The 16273-nt window shown below is 34.1% G+C and carries 19 protein-coding genes, 2 tRNA genes and 1 pseudogene; 14 read left to right on the forward strand and 8 right to left on the reverse strand.

From position 1 onward, the window contains the following. Positions 1–63: 63 nt before the first annotated feature. Positions 64–258 carry an exodeoxyribonuclease VII small subunit gene (xseB, locus tag CSB87_RS16150; protein ID WP_004709785.1) on the reverse strand — a complete coding sequence of 65 codons (195 nt, stop codon included), beginning with the start codon at positions 256–258 and terminating at the stop codon, positions 64–66. Further along, entirely contained in the window at positions 248–1513 is a 1266-nt protein-coding gene (gene xseA / locus CSB87_RS16155; protein ID WP_004887976.1) for an exodeoxyribonuclease VII large subunit, read from the reverse strand. Before xseA ends, xseB begins: the two co-directional genes overlap by 11 nt. Before the next feature lie 255 nt (positions 1514–1768). On the opposite strand from xseA, the gene CSB87_RS16160 reads away from it, so the two are divergent. After that, positions 1769–1845: transfer RNA gene (locus CSB87_RS16160), tRNA-Met, on the forward strand. A 180-nt stretch (positions 1846–2025) separates the two neighbouring features. Beyond that, positions 2026–2256 carry a hypothetical protein gene (locus tag CSB87_RS16165; RefSeq protein WP_025466846.1) on the forward strand — a complete coding sequence of 77 codons (231 nt, stop codon included), beginning with the start codon at positions 2026–2028 and terminating at the stop codon, positions 2254–2256. 151 nt (positions 2257–2407) lie between these two features. On the opposite strand, the gene CSB87_RS16170 is transcribed toward CSB87_RS16165, so the two are convergent. After that, positions 2408–3079, reverse strand: a complete 672-nt coding sequence (locus CSB87_RS16170) for an XRE family transcriptional regulator (RefSeq protein ID WP_002048763.1) — start codon at positions 3077–3079, stop codon at positions 2408–2410. A 627-nt stretch (positions 3080–3706) separates the two neighbouring features. Here CSB87_RS16170 and CSB87_RS16175 point away from each other — a divergent pair. Continuing rightward, complete coding sequence (locus tag CSB87_RS16175) at positions 3707–4036, forward strand: hypothetical protein (RefSeq protein WP_272480772.1); 330 nt, start codon at positions 3707–3709, stop codon at positions 4034–4036. A gap of 36 nt (positions 4037–4072) precedes the next feature. Beyond that, positions 4073–4618 (forward strand): glycoside hydrolase family 108 protein, encoded by a 546-nt coding sequence (locus CSB87_RS16180; RefSeq protein ID WP_004887974.1) that lies wholly within the window; start codon positions 4073–4075, stop codon positions 4616–4618. Between the two features lie 70 nt (positions 4619–4688). Here CSB87_RS16180 and CSB87_RS16185 read toward each other — a convergent pair whose 3' ends face one another. Then, positions 4689–5306: a LysE family translocator gene (locus CSB87_RS16185; RefSeq protein ID WP_004887973.1), complete on the reverse strand. Its 618-nt coding sequence runs from the start codon at positions 5304–5306 to the stop codon at positions 4689–4691. A gap of 514 nt (positions 5307–5820) precedes the next feature. On the opposite strand from CSB87_RS16185, the gene CSB87_RS16190 reads away from it, so the two are divergent. The 3 genes from CSB87_RS16190 to CSB87_RS16200 all read left to right on the forward strand — a co-directional run bounded on the left by CSB87_RS16190 (position 5821) and on the right by CSB87_RS16200 (position 7569). After that, the gene (locus tag CSB87_RS16190) at positions 5821–6036 is read left to right on the forward strand and encodes a cold-shock protein (protein ID WP_002048761.1); all 216 of its coding nucleotides are present in this window, start codon (positions 5821–5823) and stop codon (positions 6034–6036) included. A gap of 203 nt (positions 6037–6239) precedes the next feature. After that, positions 6240–6473: a hypothetical protein gene (locus CSB87_RS16195; protein WP_002048783.1), complete on the forward strand. Its 234-nt coding sequence runs from the start codon at positions 6240–6242 to the stop codon at positions 6471–6473. A gap of 271 nt (positions 6474–6744) precedes the next feature. After that, entirely contained in the window at positions 6745–7569 is an 825-nt protein-coding gene (locus CSB87_RS16200) for a pyrroline-5-carboxylate reductase family protein (RefSeq protein WP_004887972.1), read from the forward strand. 65 nt (positions 7570–7634) lie between these two features. Here the strand turns inward: CSB87_RS16200 and CSB87_RS16205 are convergent, their stop codons facing one another. Further along, on the reverse strand, positions 7635–7754 hold the full coding sequence (locus CSB87_RS16205) for a hypothetical protein (RefSeq protein ID WP_002048755.1): 120 nt from the start codon (positions 7752–7754) through the stop codon (positions 7635–7637). Between the two features lie 487 nt (positions 7755–8241). Here CSB87_RS16205 and CSB87_RS16210 point away from each other — a divergent pair, with 487 nt between their 5' ends. From CSB87_RS16210 to CSB87_RS16235, 6 genes are all read left to right on the forward strand, one after another. Continuing rightward, on the forward strand, positions 8242–8700 hold the full coding sequence (locus CSB87_RS16210) for a hypothetical protein (protein ID WP_004887971.1): 459 nt from the start codon (positions 8242–8244) through the stop codon (positions 8698–8700). 291 nt (positions 8701–8991) lie between these two features. After that, a complete protein-coding gene (locus CSB87_RS16215) occupies positions 8992–9336 on the forward strand; it encodes a hypothetical protein (protein WP_002048765.1) in 345 nt (114 codons plus the stop codon). 85 nt (positions 9337–9421) lie between these two features. After that, positions 9422–10528 carry a minor capsid protein gene (locus tag CSB87_RS16220; protein ID WP_004887970.1) on the forward strand — a complete coding sequence of 369 codons (1107 nt, stop codon included), beginning with the start codon at positions 9422–9424 and terminating at the stop codon, positions 10526–10528. Positions 10529–10576: 48 nt separating this feature from the next. Then, the gene (locus tag CSB87_RS16225; protein WP_004887969.1) at positions 10577–10900 is read left to right on the forward strand and encodes a hypothetical protein; all 324 of its coding nucleotides are present in this window, start codon (positions 10577–10579) and stop codon (positions 10898–10900) included. A gap of 345 nt (positions 10901–11245) precedes the next feature. Beyond that, positions 11246–12007: a membrane protein gene (locus tag CSB87_RS16230; protein WP_004709759.1), complete on the forward strand. Its 762-nt coding sequence runs from the start codon at positions 11246–11248 to the stop codon at positions 12005–12007. A gap of 249 nt (positions 12008–12256) precedes the next feature. After that, positions 12257–13079, forward strand: a protein-coding gene (locus tag CSB87_RS16235) for an IS5-like element ISAba27 family transposase (RefSeq protein ID WP_076611894.1) whose coding sequence is annotated in 2 segments (ribosomal slippage) — positions 12257–12637 and positions 12639–13079 — 822 coding nt in all. Because the reading frame shifts where the segments join, the coding sequence is not laid out codon by codon here. 44 nt (positions 13080–13123) lie between these two features. Here the strand turns inward: CSB87_RS16235 and CSB87_RS16240 are convergent. From CSB87_RS16240 to cysS, 3 genes and pseudogenes are all read right to left on the reverse strand, one after another. Beyond that, positions 13124–13391 (reverse strand): annotated as a pseudogene (locus CSB87_RS16240) (site-specific integrase); the annotation flags it as partial. A gap of 127 nt (positions 13392–13518) precedes the next feature. Then, positions 13519–13594 (reverse strand) — tRNA-Gly (locus tag CSB87_RS16245). Between the two features lie 63 nt (positions 13595–13657). Beyond that, positions 13658–15079 (reverse strand): cysteine--tRNA ligase, encoded by a 1422-nt coding sequence (gene cysS, locus CSB87_RS16250; protein ID WP_004887966.1) that lies wholly within the window; start codon positions 15077–15079, stop codon positions 13658–13660. Positions 15080–15293: 214 nt separating this feature from the next. Here cysS and CSB87_RS16255 point away from each other — a divergent pair, with 214 nt between their 5' ends. Next, a complete protein-coding gene (locus tag CSB87_RS16255) occupies positions 15294–16271 on the forward strand; it encodes a KpsF/GutQ family sugar-phosphate isomerase (RefSeq protein ID WP_002051059.1) in 978 nt (325 codons plus the stop codon). Positions 16272–16273: the final 2 nt, after the last annotated feature.

The raw sequence follows: 16273 nt of genomic DNA on the forward strand, positions 1-16273 counted from the left end.
AGTGGTGTTCACTAAGCCCATTTCTTCAATGAGAAGTAGAAATGGGCTTTTTTTATGGAAATTTTATTCTTTAAAAGTCTCATCTAAAGCTTGTTGGACAGCTTCAATTCGAGATTTGCAAGCTTTATAAGCGCTAATAGACTCTTCAACAATTTTCATTAAATTATCTATATCAGGACTTTCCTGTGATTCTAACAATTCAGCATTTTTCTTCAAAATGTCATGGCCATCCTTAAAGGTTAACTCTTCATTCTTCATTTGGGATTACCTGTGTAATGTTGGCTTCAACTACGCCATCTTGCATTTCAATGGCAATGGAGGGGCTTGAAATTTGGTGTATAGAGCGAATCGCTTTTCCTTCGGATCTGACAATTGCATAGCCTTTAGCTTGAACCTGTTTAGGGTTTTGCAAAAGGATTTCTTTCATTAATGACTCGATTTGAGCTAAGGAAAATTTAACTTGTTGCTGTGAGCTGAACTGAATACGTTCTTTCATCTGGTCAAGTAGACGATGCGCCGAGTTAAGTTGATTTTGTGCAGAAGAATTAATGTGATGAAGCAATTGATCATTTTTGCTTTGATAAGTCGTGATTTGATGCTGAGAAAGCAGTTTAATCGTTTGTAGACTATCTACCGCTTCTTGTACATGTTCAACAATATGATTACGAATACCAGCAATCACTTTACTTGGAGTATCAAACGAACGATGTGCGATCTCATCAAGGATGGTACGGTCTTTTTCATGCCCGATACCGACCCAAATCGGAACGCTGCGTTTACAGAGAAGTGCGGCAAGCTCATAATCATTTAAGTAAGCTAAGTCATTTACAGCACCACCACCACGAATAATTACAATCAGATCTGGTGGAAAGTTATAACGATTTGCCCATTGCTTTAAACCTGTTGCCAAGGACTCCATAAGGCTAACAGCAGCAGTATTCCCCTGAAAGGTCGCACTTTGATAAACAAAATGACAAACCTTATTTCTTTCTAAAGCATCTGCATCTTTTTTAAAGTCACCCAAACCTGCAGCATTTTGAGGAGCAATCACTAAAACATTTGCAATATCAAAAGGGGTAGGGAGAAGTTTATTTTTATGAATCAAACCTTCTTGGGTTAAACGCTCTACAATTTGTTGATAACGTTTTGCAATTTCCCCAAGTGTAAAACTTGAGTCAATTTCTTCGATATTGACTGAAAATCCGTATTGTGGATCAAAACGCGCTCTAATTTTAATTAAAACGTTTAAATCACTTGCTAACTCAATTCCTGTTTCACGTTCAAACTTTAAAACAATTTTACTCGCTGAAAATTTCCAGATGGTTGCCTTACAACTGGCAATCACTTTATCGGTGTCAACATCTTTCTCTGCAAGTTCTAAATAGTAATGTCCACCTTTAATATTTAAATTCCGAATCTCTGCTCTAACCCATACCGGTTCGTCAAAGGTCAGGCGTATGACTTCCTGCACAGTGCCGAGATATTCGCTTAGAGAGAACTGAGGATCAGACATATAAACTATTAATAATGGGATGAAACTAGATAGTATAAAAGCTATCCAAGCAAGGCAATTGATGTCTATGAATATCGCGTTCTATTTAAAATAAATACAACAATTTAAAGAAACAAAAATTAGAAATTACGATGTCGATTTGGACTGAATGGTAAAAATAAAAATTAATAAAAAGATAATTGTTAATAATTACAACCGATTAAAAAATAAAGTTTGCTTTATAAAATATATAGGCGTATAAAGCATACTTCCAATTGCGGGGTGGAGCAGTCTGGTAGCTCGTCGGGCTCATAACCCGAAGGTCGTTGGTTCAAATCCGACTCCCGCATCCAAAAAATATTATGCTCTGTGATGTACTACTTTTCATGATACGAACTCATGAAAAGCAATTAGCTTATAAATAACCCTATATCAAGCTAAATATTAAATTCTAGACGAACTGTCCATACCTTAAATCTAGCGTTCTAATTAAATACCGTTAAATCACATGAGCTCAGTAATGAGTGAATACGATTGTGAATATAGTAAATGAGTGGCACATTGCCACAGCCGTAAATGGCAATGAAATCAATGTGAGGATTATTCCTCATGTGCGTAAGCAAAATTCGCTTGATGGATATCGTTGGGTAGAAGTTGGAAAGAAAATTCAGCTTCAAACTGGTGAAGAAATTGAGCTAAACCAAGATGGAAAAAGCTTTTATGCTGGTTTTAATCAACTTTATCGTTTAAATACATATTGTTGATAACATCATGGTACTAAAGCAAGAAAACCTATCTCTTTTAAAGGAGATAGGTTTTTTTATATCTATAAGTCATATAAATAATTAAAATTATAAAAAAGTAAGAAATTTGAAAATGATAGAATTATTATTTTAGCTATATTTAATAACTCATTTAACCTGCTCGCCAGAACTGACGGCCCATTACTTTAAAGTTTTTCCCGTTCTCTTCAGTTACACGGCGGTCTCTAAATTTTTCATTTAAACTATGCAAAATTAAAGAGCCATCAGCTTCTTTAAAAATTTGTTTAATCATTCCCTCGCCAGCGAAATAAACAGCATAGATTTCTCCATCAATTACTTCTGTCTGAGAAATATCAATGCCGACCAAATCTCCATCTTTGATGTAGTCAGTCATGCTATCGCCCTTAGCTTTAATAATGCGCATACATTCCTGAGGAACGCGCTTTTCTTTAAAGAAAGAAGCAGGGAAAGGAATTTTTCCATTAATTGCATCAAAATGAAATTCGATTGATTCACCTGTACCACAAGAAAAACTTGCTTCAACTACTTCAATCCAGACATATTGATCTACTACATCACTGCTGACAACGGTGGGACTAAATACATCACTTTCTCTAAAAGAGTCTTCTGTGTTACCAGTAGTAAGCCAATAAGCGTCTACACCTAAAAACTGTGCAATGAGTGGAAGAAAAGCAGATTTTAAATTCTTTCCCGATTCTAAAGCTTGATAGGCAGGCTGAGACATTTTTACTGCTTCAGCAACTTCTGCCTGAGTTTTCTTAGCTTTAATCCTTGAATCTTTTAAACGGTCTTTAAGAGCCATAATGATCGCACCAGCTAACTTATCACAAATATATAACTAAAGTTATATCTAGTAAAACAACTATAGTTATTGACTAATAATAACTATAGTTATAATATCAATTATAAGAGCTCATTGATAGAACTAATGCAATATTTTTACTAAAACATATTTTTATTTTGTATCAATGGCTTGGTAAGTAGTGATCAGTATTCTGCCTCAATGGACGACAGAATATAAAATGGCGATAGTAAATCAGTGGTAGAGATCGGCTATCAAAAAATAAAAAATGAATAAAAAAAGCCCGATTCCGTGGATCAGGCTTAATGTTCGTCGATAAAGGGTATCAAGAACATGAAGAATCTAACAAAGAATTTAATGGCTCACAAAAGTTTCCGATATACGGCAGCGTGTTATCTCAACTTTTTGGTCAAAAAAGATAAGTCATATATGTATGCCAGTTTTAAAAGAAAAAAGAACGGCTAGGCTAAGCACGGGTGTATAGCAATTTTTTATAAAAATATGAGAAATAACAATGTAGTAAGTACGATTATTTTTCAAATTTTAAGTATGAGACAGGATTGTATTATGGAAAATTTTTTAACATTAAATGGACTAGCTTCTATTTTTAAGCTGTATGGTACGGTCATGATGATCGCTTTAGCAGTAAGCTTAGTCGTAGCGGTGGTTTTAATCATGCGTTTCCCACGTTCGCCTCAAGAATGGGTAGTAGGTTTGATTTGTACTATTGTCTCAAGCTTGACTGGTGGTTCATTCATTATCATGAAATGGGACTTACATGAATGGGTGACTGATATATGGGGCATGATCACTTTAGGTGGATTCTTCTTTATTTGTGGCTTACCTGGTTGGGCAATTGTGAGGTGGATATTTAACTTCATTAATAAACAAGAAGGAAAAACTATTGTTGAAGTAATGAAAGACTTAAAAAAAGCAAAAGATGATATTCAAAGTTAATAGCTATCAGCGAGTTATATAAATGAGGACAGGCCCATGAAGGTTGAACAATATCTAGATGCACTTATAAAACGTGAAGGTGGTTATGTAAATGATACGCTTGACTCTGGACATGCCACCAAATTTGGAATTACTCAAGCAGTTGCACGTAGCTATGGATATCAAGGTGAAATGGAGGATTTACCTTTAGAAACTGCAAGAGATATTTATAAAAAGCAATATTGGCTTGAGCCGCGATTTGATCAAATTAATTTGATTAGTCCAATCATTGCTGAAGAACTGCTCGATACAGGAGTAAATTGTGGTCTTGGTTTTACAAAACCACTTCTACAACGTGCTTTGAATTTGTTAAACAGACAAGGAAAAGAGGGATGGAGCGATCTTAAATTAGATGGTCAATATGGGACTTCTACCTTACAGGCTTTATCACTCTATATTAAAAATCGCGGTCAAGAAGGGGAAAGAGTGATGGTACGTCTTCTAAATATTATGCAAGGCCAACGCTATATTGAAATTACAGAGAAAAATCCAAAGTATGAACAATTCTTTTACGGATGGCTTGCTAACCGTGTGAGTTTTTAAAAAGACCAACTTGCTTGAGCTGAATACATATAGCAAGTTGATCCATTCTTCTTTTTATAATACAAATTCTTTATTGAGTAATAAGTAAAATGGCGAGAAGAAAGAAAATACAACCACTCACTTTATTCAGTTTTGCAAAATTATTTCCGGCAAGCATTTTCTCTTTAAAAATTGAAGAAAAATTAGCATAAACTAAATGAATTAAAAATCCGATAAAGCAAAAGGTTAAAGATAAAATGAGAAATTGATTTAATATTTCTTTTTTAATATCAATAAACTGAGGAAAAAGTGCAATAAAAAAGACAATCGTTTTCGGATTAAGTAATGAAGCAAATAGCCCCTGATAAAAAAGTTTTGATTTCTTCACGATTTTATCGTTGTGTTCAGTTTCTAGTAAATCTTGAGTAGGAGATTTGTTTATAAAGTTTTTATAACCTAAATACATAAGATAAAAGGCCCCAATAAACTTTAAAACAGTAAAGATGGTGGGGTTACTGGTAATAATGAGACCAACACCACTTGCAGAAATCACAGCGATAATGAACATACCAATGATTAAACCGCTAATACCGAATAAAGCGGTACGAACACCGTAATTTATTGAATTTGTTACTGTAAATAAAACGCCTGGTCCAGGGCTAGATAAGGTAAGAAAAGCAATGGTTATAAAAACTAAGAGACCGTTCACGTGGCTACTTCCTGTTTATCATCAATATGTTAAGCTGCACACGTACTTTAAATCAGAATACATAAAGTGTATATATACAGGTCTGTATATTTTATAAAAAAGTAAAATATTTTAGTAAGATATTAAAGTAGTTTTAGAGCGTAAAGAGAGGCTTAATAATTTTCAAAAGATAAAATTTTATAGTATAAAAATAAGATATATTTAATTAATATATTGAAGTTAAAACAATTAACTAAATTAAAAAATAGCATTTAAAATCAATAGATAAGTGATCGTTAGAGACGCACAAATTGTGTGGAAAATCAATTAATCAAGATAGAGATTGCAATTCGTTAAGAAGCGTGTATAGTCGACATTAACTACAAAAATATTCATGTTACCCTAAATCTCTCTTTTCGTAGTTTTATTTATAATCCTCCGTATATTATTAGATATTTAAGTAGAGTGTATATTTTTTAGTTCAATTGGAATACCCAATAACAAATGATAATGTTTTTAAAATTAGGATTAATTTATGTCTAATGCTACTGGTACAGTAAAATGGTTTAATGAAACTAAAGGTTTTGGTTTTATTCAAACTGATGAAGGTAAAGATGTTTTTGCACATTTTTCTGAGATTCAAACACAAGGCTTTAAAGTTCTTCTAGAAGGCCAGCGTGTTCAGTTTACTGTGACACAGGGTAAAAAAGGCCCTCAAGCTTCGAATATCACAATTGTGACGAATGCTTAAATAACATAATTTGATGATTTTATTTGATTTATTTTTTGGCCATTTGCTCAATTAAATAACATGAAATCATCTACGTAGTTAAAAAACCCACTTCTTCCTTTGTGGGTTTTTTATATAAAATATTAAATAAGTTGATTATTTGTTTTATATAATATAAAAATTAAATTTGTGTTGTATAAGTTAACATTATAACTGGTATAAAAATGGATATTTGTATTGGCGGTATTTTAAACGGTAAAGTAAGAAAAATTAATGAAGATAGTTTCTGTGTTGGAAACCCTCATTCAGATGATATAAATGAGTACTATAAGCAATACTTTCATTTAGGTGGAAAGCTTTTGTCATTTTGGGTATACAGCGAAATAAATTATCAGGAAGCATCACGAATAGCGGAAAGTTTCTTAAAAAAAGAACAAAGATCTTTAAGTGGATGTTAAATAAAACCACTTTAAGTCTGGCAAGTATATTGCTTAAATCAGATAAGCTATAATTAATTTTTAATTACATATTTTTAACAATTTAGTTTAATTTGTTATTCATAACGTCATAAGTAATAGAGTAATCTTAGCTCAAAATAGAGTTTAGTTGTAAAATTAAACTTAACATTCATAAAAATTTATTAAATTTTTATTGTATTAACGGTCCATGACTTAAGTCATAAATAATATTTCTTTTTGTAGTATATCTAAAGGAAGGAAATAATTCTAAATGTTGAATATAGTACAACCAAATATTTGCTTCATCGGTAGTAGTAATTTGTCTTTAGCTTTAATTGGAGGTTTGGTTTTAAAAGGATTTCAAAAAGAAAAAATTAATCTTATAGAGGAAGGAAAGTTTGATAATGAAATCATTCTAAAGCAAAAGCAGCATGAGGTAAAAAAGGCTGATATCGTTGTTCTATTAGTAGACCCAAAAAATCTAAAAGTCATCTTAGCACCATTAAAAAAATGGTTAGCTGATAAAACTATTCTATCGATGATGGCTGGAATTAATATCAAACAACTCATGAATATTACGGGTTCAAAAAAGGTTATAAGAATCATATCTAACCCACCAGTATTAACTTATACAGGTACTCATGTGTTGATTGGTTCAGAATATCTAGAACCTTTAGATAAAGAGTTAGTTGAGACAATTTATTCAGCCACAGGGCAGACCTATTGGGCAAATTCAGAATCAGAAAGTGATGCCATTATCGCGTTATCGGGTTCAGGCCCAGCGTACTTCTTTTATATCCTCGACAGTATGGTAAAAACTGGTGTTTCTATGGGGCTAGATAAGCAGTTTGCTTTAGATCTGGCACTTCAAGCAGCGTCAGGTGCTGTAGACATGGTGCGTAAAAGTAATGTTCAGCCAAGTGAGTTATGTGGCAAGGTCACATTAGCTAATGGCATTACTGAATCTGCATTACGAATGTTTGAGCTAGGCAATCTTTCCGATGATATTCGACTGGCTTTAAAAGCAGCTTATCATCGCAGTAAAGAAATAAGTCTAGAGATTAATGCTGAAATTGCCAGACATAGCGTTAACTGATGGCTAAGTACCTTTCAATCTTGAGATAACTTAAATTTTGAAAGGTACTTTTCATGCTTAATAATTCATGGAATTTGTAGGAAATATTCCCAAATAACATAGCCTAAGCCAAACCCTAACATTGAATAGAGAGTGATAATAAATAATACAAAACTAGCTTTATTTTTCTTTCTTAAAAAATTCATGTTAGCTACCTCGTGTCTAGATAGTTACTATCATGAAGAAATACAATGTGTAATCATAGATACAGAATTTTTTCAAAAAAATATAACAGATAGATCAGTGTTATAAATTTATCTTTAATTAAGTTTTTTTAAATTATCAACTTAAAGAAAGACAATCTCGATATTGAGTTTTATCATAGAAAAAGCAATTTAAAAAATAAGTTTCTCATTGATTTATAAAACTATTATCTTAGAAGAGTATGTCTAAAAAATAATCATTTACAATTGAAAGAAAACATTTCTAATTAGTTAAAATTATTAAATAAAATTGTGGACCAGTTAACGTAATATGAATTTTTTTGTGGTTCATTCTGGTGCAATTTTACATAATATTGGTAATTTTTACATTGAAAGCTAATTTGATTTCACTCAATTACAATTAATTCTTCATAATCAAAATATGAATTTTTTTATTTTCAATTATTTATAAAAAATTGAGGAGGAAGAAATGCCAAAGTATTTAGCTATAGCGGATAAAGTATATAAGGAAATTAAAAAAGACAATTTATTTACGGATGATATGATTCAAAATTTGAATTGTTTAATTAGCCTGATTCGTAAAGCAATTAAAGGTACTGAGTTCAAACTTAAGTATAATTTTATAAATTTTGAAGAATGCCTAAATCAATTTAATAAAGAAAAATCAGTCCATATAGATTTAAGTTTGATGCCTAAGTTTAAAAATGAAGGCGAGTTTATTTTATGGTTGGCTGGTTTTATTGAACGAATGACGGTAGGCGGAAAGGAAAAGCTGCCTCCAATTTCAAACTATATTCCGAAAGACTTTAAAATGGATAAGATCGAGATTCCAGCTGCTGCTGATCCAAGTAGAGAAGAAAATGCAGAGATGATTATTAATTACTTTAAATCTGAGGACTATATTAAAAATAGTAAACTGTCTTCATAAAATATAGAAGTATTCATCCACCATACTTCTATATCTCGCTGATAGAATTCAGCTACCGCTTTCTGGGGCGGTTTTTTCTGTTAAAACCGTTAATGGTACATATTTATGCCAATTAAAAATGTCAGAAAATATGGAAATGTTTTATGAGAAAATATTAATGATATAAAAAATAGTAGGTTAAGCAATGAATTGTTATTTTTATTAAAATATTTTTCACATAAAAATACGCTTAAATTACGTATAGAAACATTTACTCGTACATAATTTCCAAAAAAATAGGAAGATAACGAGATGAATGAGAATGCTGAACTCATTAAATATTTAGATATTGCTGAAAATGTATACGCCAATATTTATGAAAAGTACCAGATTACTGATAATCCGGTGACTAATCTTAATAGAGTCATGGCTGAAATTAGAAAAGAAGCTGAGCAAATCAATTTAAAACTAAAATATAGCAAAATTGATTTTGAAGAATGTTTAAGTAAGCCTCTTTCTGAAAGAGAGATAAAAGTTGACTTGAGCTTACTTCCGCGCTTTGAGTATCGTGATGAATTTATTTTATGGTTGGCCAATTTTATTGGAAACATTAGCGTTCAGAAAAAATTTATAAAACAAAATTACCAGTTTAATTAGCTTTTCAAATTTTTAGTTCCTTAAAATTTCTACAGATCAGCGATATAAAAAAAATAATAAAGTGCGCTTTTTAGAGGTAACTTTCATGAAGAATATTACTGAAAAATCGCTTTTTGATGTCTTCACACAACATCAAGCCTATCTTTATCGAGCATCTTCCAGATCGGTAAATGAGCTTTTTAGATTTTTTAATACTGAAACAATAACTATGCTTGATCGTTTGGGGCATTTAATAAAAGAGCTTAATGATACTGAAAGGGCGGCTTTAGCAGGTGGAGAATACACAACTCGTCACCTTAAAAATATTCAACTTGTAATTTCAGATTGGTTTAATTCAATTAACACTGTTTTGCCGGAAATCTTTACTCACTCGGCAATTGCTTTGGCTATATATGAGTCAAACTATATGGCCAAACTATTTGGTAAGGTTATTAAAGAATTAAAGGGAGAACAGCTTTATCAGTCAATAAAACGAGTGCCTTTAGCGGGTGGTGCCTTAGTTGGTGAATCCTTAGCTCAAATTAGTGAGAATGCCCTGCAAAGAATTGAATATGCTATTCGCGATGGAATGAATACAGGCATGACACCTCAGCAAATTATTAGGCGTATTACTGGTACGAAACGCCTTAAGTATGAAGATGGATTGCTCAACAGTACCAGAATTGATATTGAGCGTATTGTCAGAACCCTGCGGAGCCATATCTCAAATCAGGTCTATTTATATAACTTCAAAAAATTTAATTTTGAATATGTCAGGTTTGTGAGTGTACTTGATGGGAGGACTTCTAAAGTTTGTGCAGCCATTGACGGTTCAATTTGGAAATTGAATGATCCAGCGAAAAGGGTGCCACCTTTGCATCCCAATTGCCGGAGTATTCTGGTTCCTGTTAGTAAGGACGGAAGGCTTATTGGTAATCGATCTTTTATTATGGATGAAAGAAGGATGCGAGACATTCCTAAAGATGAACGGGCTCAATTAATGGGTCAAATAGATGCAGATATTTCCTTTAAAGAGTTTTTTAAACTGACCGATAATTTTTTCCAAAAAGAATGGTTAGGCCCTAAACGCTATAAATTATATAAAGAAGGGCAATTTGATTTTGACAAATTCTTTGATCCTAAAGGCCGACTTTATACTTTGGATGAGCTAAGGGAGCTCGATGAGCGAACCTTTAAAATACTTGGGCTGTAATTTTAAAGGATAACTTGTTACCCTTGCGCGTGAAATTAAGGTGAGATTATGAAATTTATATTCCTCTTTATGAGCGCGATCACTCTTCCATGCTATGCTGCATCTGAAACTATGGAAACGCATTATTGTTATCTTGTGAAAAATGCTGCAAAAGGCGTTATGGATGCGAGACAACATGATGTACCAGTGATTGAACTACAAGAGATTGCTAATCATCTTGAAGAAGCAGAGGCAAAAGAGCTTTATCAACAAATTATAGATACAGCATATTCTTCTAAGTTATTTGAAGATCCTTTAACCAAGACAAAAGCTGTTGAAGACTTTCAAATGATATGGCATGAAAAATGTTTAGCGAAGAGTTCTATAAGCTGAGCTATATACATAATTAAGACCTGCTCATGGAGTAGGTTTTTTATTTAATTCAAGCAAATAACAATAAAATTATTAGAAAATAAAAACTATAGATAAAGTGAAAGTTATAAAAATAACTACAAAACTTGAGAGTAATAAAGAACAACCTAATATTTATGACATTAAGATGAAAAAGTTTGTATAACAAAGTGTTTGCAACAAATTAAGAACTCATCCTTTCAATTAACAGATCAAAGTATTCATTATTGGGGAACTTTGTAGTTTATTTTTACTCTTAATTTCAGCTTAAGGCTTGATCTTTTAGATATTGGCTAATCGGTGAATATGTTTGGAGAACATGCAGTGATGAGTCATGAAAGTTTATCTAAAAGTTTAAGTAAAGTTCCAGAAGTTACGTTACTGTTCTGGATCATTAAAATTGCTGCTACCACTTTAGGTGAAACTGCTGGAGATGCGCTATCTATGTCCCTTAATTTGGGATATGGAATTAGTACAGCTATTTTCGCAGTGATATTTGCAGTTTTTGTTGGCTTGCAAATTAAAGCCAAAAAATACAATTCATTTTTTTATTGGGCGACCATTATTGCCACGACCACATTAGGAACGACAATTGCCGACTTTGTTGACCGAACTTTAGGTGTGGGTTATGCAGGCGGAAGTTTAATATTGCTTATTTTATTAGGTCTCTCTTTGTTTGTCTGGTATTTAAGCTGCGGCACAATTTCGGTAAAAAGTATTCAATCTGCTAAAAGTGAAGCCTTCTATTGGCTAACCATTATGTTCTCTCAAACATTGGGAACAGCATTAGGTGATTGGACTGCGGATACTCAAGGGTTAGGGTATACCAGCGCTGCTTTAATTTTTGGTACTTTGTTATTGGTTTTAGCAATCTGCTATTTCTATACCAAAATCTCAAGAACATTATTATTCTGGCTGGCCTTTGTTCTTACTCGACCGCTCGGAGCGGTTTTAGGTGATTTCCTCGATAAACCTATCGCACATGGTGGATTAGAGCTAAGCAGATTTAGCGCATCTTTCGTTTTGTTGGCTTTTATTGTGGTCTGTTTAATGGTCTTTAAACCTAAAGCAGCAGAGACAGCACATTAACTTAACTGTTAAAAAAGGCTGCATTATTCTGTTGGAGGATGTGGTCTTTTTTTATTTGAGCGCAAAAGGTTAAATGAAATCTTGTTAACATTTTATTTTGGACGTAAAAAAGCCCTTGCTCGGGAGACTTTGCGATAATATACTTTTAAGCTAATTTTTAATTTCAATATCAATAAAAACTTAATGATGGGTTTAATCATAAAATATTAGACCTCTTGCGAAAGTAAAAACCACCTCAATCTAAATTTCATGAGATATCAGAAATTAAATCGTTTTTCAGATTCTGAATTCCAGCGCTTGGTTGGTGTACCTCGACCAGTTTTTAGTGAAATGATCGAAGTTTTAAAAGAAGTAGAATCACTTAAAAAGAAATCTGGGCGTCCTCATACTTTAGCTATAGAGGATCAATTATTATTAACACTCAATTACTTACGGAATTACAGCACTCAATTGGAGTTGGCTGCAAATTACCATATCGCTGAAAGTAATGTGAATCGAACCATTAAAAAGGTTGAAGATGCATTGATGAAATCAAGACGGTTTACTCTGCCAAAACGAAGCATTACCACAGCAGACGAACAGTTTAACTGGGTCATTATTGATGCGACAGAATGTTCAATAGAACGTCCGAAAAAAAAATCAGAGTAAGTTCTACAGTGGTAAAAAGAAGAAACATACGCTAAAAGCACAAGTGATCTATCATCCGAACAGCAAACAAATCATAGGGCTAGATATATCGAATGGCAGTCAGCATGACATTAAATTGGCAAGAAGAACGGTTAAAAAATTCAAACATTGTAAATATGTTATGACCGATTTAGGGTACTACGGATTAGAGCAAGATGGCTTTAAATTATTGATGCCAATAAAGAAAAAGAAGAATTTACCCTTATTTGATGTTGAGAAAAAGTACAATAAAATGATTGGAAAAATACGAGTTGTGATCGAACATATTAATAGTCAATTGAAAACATTTAGAATATTAAGTGAACGCTATCGAAATAGACGGAAAAGATTCGGTTTACGCATTAACTTAATCGCTGCACTGGTAAATCGGATGAACTTGCAATAACGACTTTCGCAAGAGGTCTATTAATTATATTTTCATTATTCTTTTTTCTTTAGGCATTTAAGTATTTGAACAATTAAGCGGGCACTCTTCATTTTTCTGCCTTCTTCTTGATAGTACTGTTCAAAAAGGGCATAGAAGGAGATATGGATTTTTTCAGGCTCAGGATTAGCATATTCAGATTGTAATTCTAATAATTTTTTAGCGGCGCATTGTTCACACTCACTCGCTGTATCTCGAGTAGGCGTATAACGTTTGCCTAGATAACGAACAGTGATGCGCCACGCCGTCCCCGCGTTTAACTGGCTTTTGCATAATAACACTCCAAATTTCATGGTACTGCAATGGAAATATAAAGCGTTTTTTTAATGCGAATTTTGAATTGACCAATAGACAATAAAAAAACCACCTAATTCTTTCGAATTAAGTGGTTTTTAAATTTTGGAGCGGGAAACGAGACTCGAACTCGCGACCCCAACCTTGGCAAGGTTATGCTCTACCAACTGAGCTATTCCCGCAATGTGAGCACATTATAGAGTGTTTCATTAAACTGTCAACACTCTTGTGATCTAATTGAACGTTTAATCAGCACGACGCCAAACTGTACCTTGACGGGTGTCTTCGAGAACTACACCTTGCTCAAGTAAAGACTGACGAATAGCATCTGCCTTCGCAAAGTCTTTAGCTTTTTTAGCATCAACACGTTGTTGAATAAAATCTTCAATTTCAGCATCAGACAATGCAAGCGCTTCTTGTCCAATATCTGATTTTAAGAAATCATCTACATTGTGTTGTACCAAACCTAAAATGTTGGTGAGGTAACGTAATGTCGAATAAAGCACAGTCGCTTGGTCAGCTTGCTCTTCTTTTACAGCACGGTTTAACTCTTTGTTGAGTTCAAACAATACAGCCATTGCTTCGGCAGTGTTGAAATCGTCACACATGGCGTTGTTAAAACGTTCAATAAAGCCTTGATCAAGCGTTTCAGTTGTCGTTTGACCATATACTTGTTGATAAGCTTTAAATGAATGGTAGAAACGAGTTAAAGAAGTTTTTGCTTCTTTAAGCGCTACATCAGAGAAGTTCACTGGGCTACGGTAGTGTGAAGACACAATAAAATAGCGGATCACTTCAGGGTGGAACTTCTCCATCACGTCACGAATCGTAAAGAAGTTGCCTAAAGACTTAGACATCTTTTCGCCATCAACGTTAATAAAGCCAACATGCATCCAGTAATTCACATACTGCTCACCAGTTGAGGCTTCACTTTGTGCAATTTCATTTTCATGGTGTGGGAACATTAAATCTGAACCACCACCATGAATGTCAAAGTGGTTACCTAGGCAGCAAGTTGACATTGCAGAACATTCGATGTGCCAACCCGGACGGCCATTACCCCAAGGGGATGCCCAAGACGGTTCATTTTCTTTGGCACGTTTCCAAAGCACAAAGTCAAAAGGATGTTTCTTTTCAACTTCTACATCGACACGCTCACTCGCGCCAGCTTGCATGTCATCAAGCTTACGACCAGAGAGGCGACCATACTTTTCAAATTTGGTGACTTCAAAATAAACATCGCCGTTTGAAGCAGGGTAAGCAGCGCCTTTATTGACCAGATTGCCAATCATGTTTTGCATCTGGTCGATATATTCAGTCGCTTTCGGTGCTTCATCTGGCGCTAAACAGCCTAAGTTCGCTGCATCTTCATTCATAGCGTCGATGAAACGAGTGGTGAGCTGTTGAATCGTTTCACCATTTTCATTCGCACGTTTGATGATTTTGTCGTCAATGTCGGTAATGTTGCGAATGTAGCGAACTTTCCAGCCTTGACTACGCAAGAAACGGATAATGTAGTCAAATGCAACCATAACTCGAGCATGCCCGATATGACAGTAGTCGTAAACGGTCATACCGCAGACGTACATATCGATGTGACCTTCTTTGCGAGGTACAAATTCAACTTTTTTTCGTTGCTCAGAGTTATATAAAACAAACGGTTGCATAAGGGTTTTCAAACACTCAACAAAAATAGTGTTACATCATAACTGATGCATCATTTTTAACAAAGTTTTATGCATGAATTTTATAAGCTTGTGAAATCTTATACATTTAAAAACGTGTAACTGATTGAGTTATGCTAGAATGCCCCCAAATCTTTTGATTAAAATCACCGATCTCAATTAAGAGATCAGATCAATTATTTTGAGTCAAACTCGTATGCCTAATCCTACAGATTTCCAAAGCAGTGCATTAGCTACATTGCGTATTGAGCAACAAGCCATAGATGTATTAGCAACACAAATTGATGACCGTTTTAACCGTGCTTGCGAAGTACTGTTGCAGTGTAAAGGTCGTGTTGTGATTACAGGTATGGGTAAATCTGGGCATATTGGTCGAAAAATGGCGGCAACATTTGCCTCTACAGGTACGCCGTCTTTCTTTATGCATCCTGGTGAAGCGGGCCATGGCGATTTAGGTATGCTGGTTCGCGGTGATGTACTTATTGCAATTTCCAACTCAGGAAAAAGCGATGAAATCATGATGCTTATGCCGCTTATTAAACATCTCGGCGTACCGATGATTACGATTAGTCGTGATGATAAAGGTCCAATGCCGCAAAATGCTGATATCGCTTTAACTCTAGGTGAGTCGGATGAAGCTTGCCCTTTAGGCTTGGCTCCTACTTCAAGTACGACAGCGACTTTGGTTTTAGGCGATGCTTTAGCGGTTGCTTTGCTTGAAGCACGCGGTTTTACTGCTGATGATTTTGCACGTTCGCATCCAGCAGGGGCATTAGGTAAGCGTTTACTTTTACATGTAAAACATTTAATGCATACAGGTGACGAGTTACCAAAAGTTTCACCTGAGACTCCAATGAATCAAGTGCTTTACGAGATTTCAAATAAGCGTTTAGGTTTAACGACAATTGTTGATGAACAAGACCACTTGCTTGGTATTTTTACAGATGGAGACTTACGTCGTCTCATTGATAAACAGCAAGGGTTTGATGTGAATTTACCTGTGTCTGAGGTCATGACCAAAAAACCGTCAACTATTTCTCAAGAAGCACGTGCTGTAGAAGCGTTACAACAACTTAACCAGAAAAAAATCAGTCAGTTTGTGGTGGTCGACGACCAAAATAAAGTGATTGGGGTAATTAGTATGCATGATCTTATTCAGGCAGGGGTGAATTAATC

Source organism: Acinetobacter sp. AR_0276, from assembly GCF_003000705.1.
Classification (GTDB): domain Bacteria; phylum Pseudomonadota; class Gammaproteobacteria; order Pseudomonadales; family Moraxellaceae; genus Acinetobacter; species Acinetobacter nosocomialis.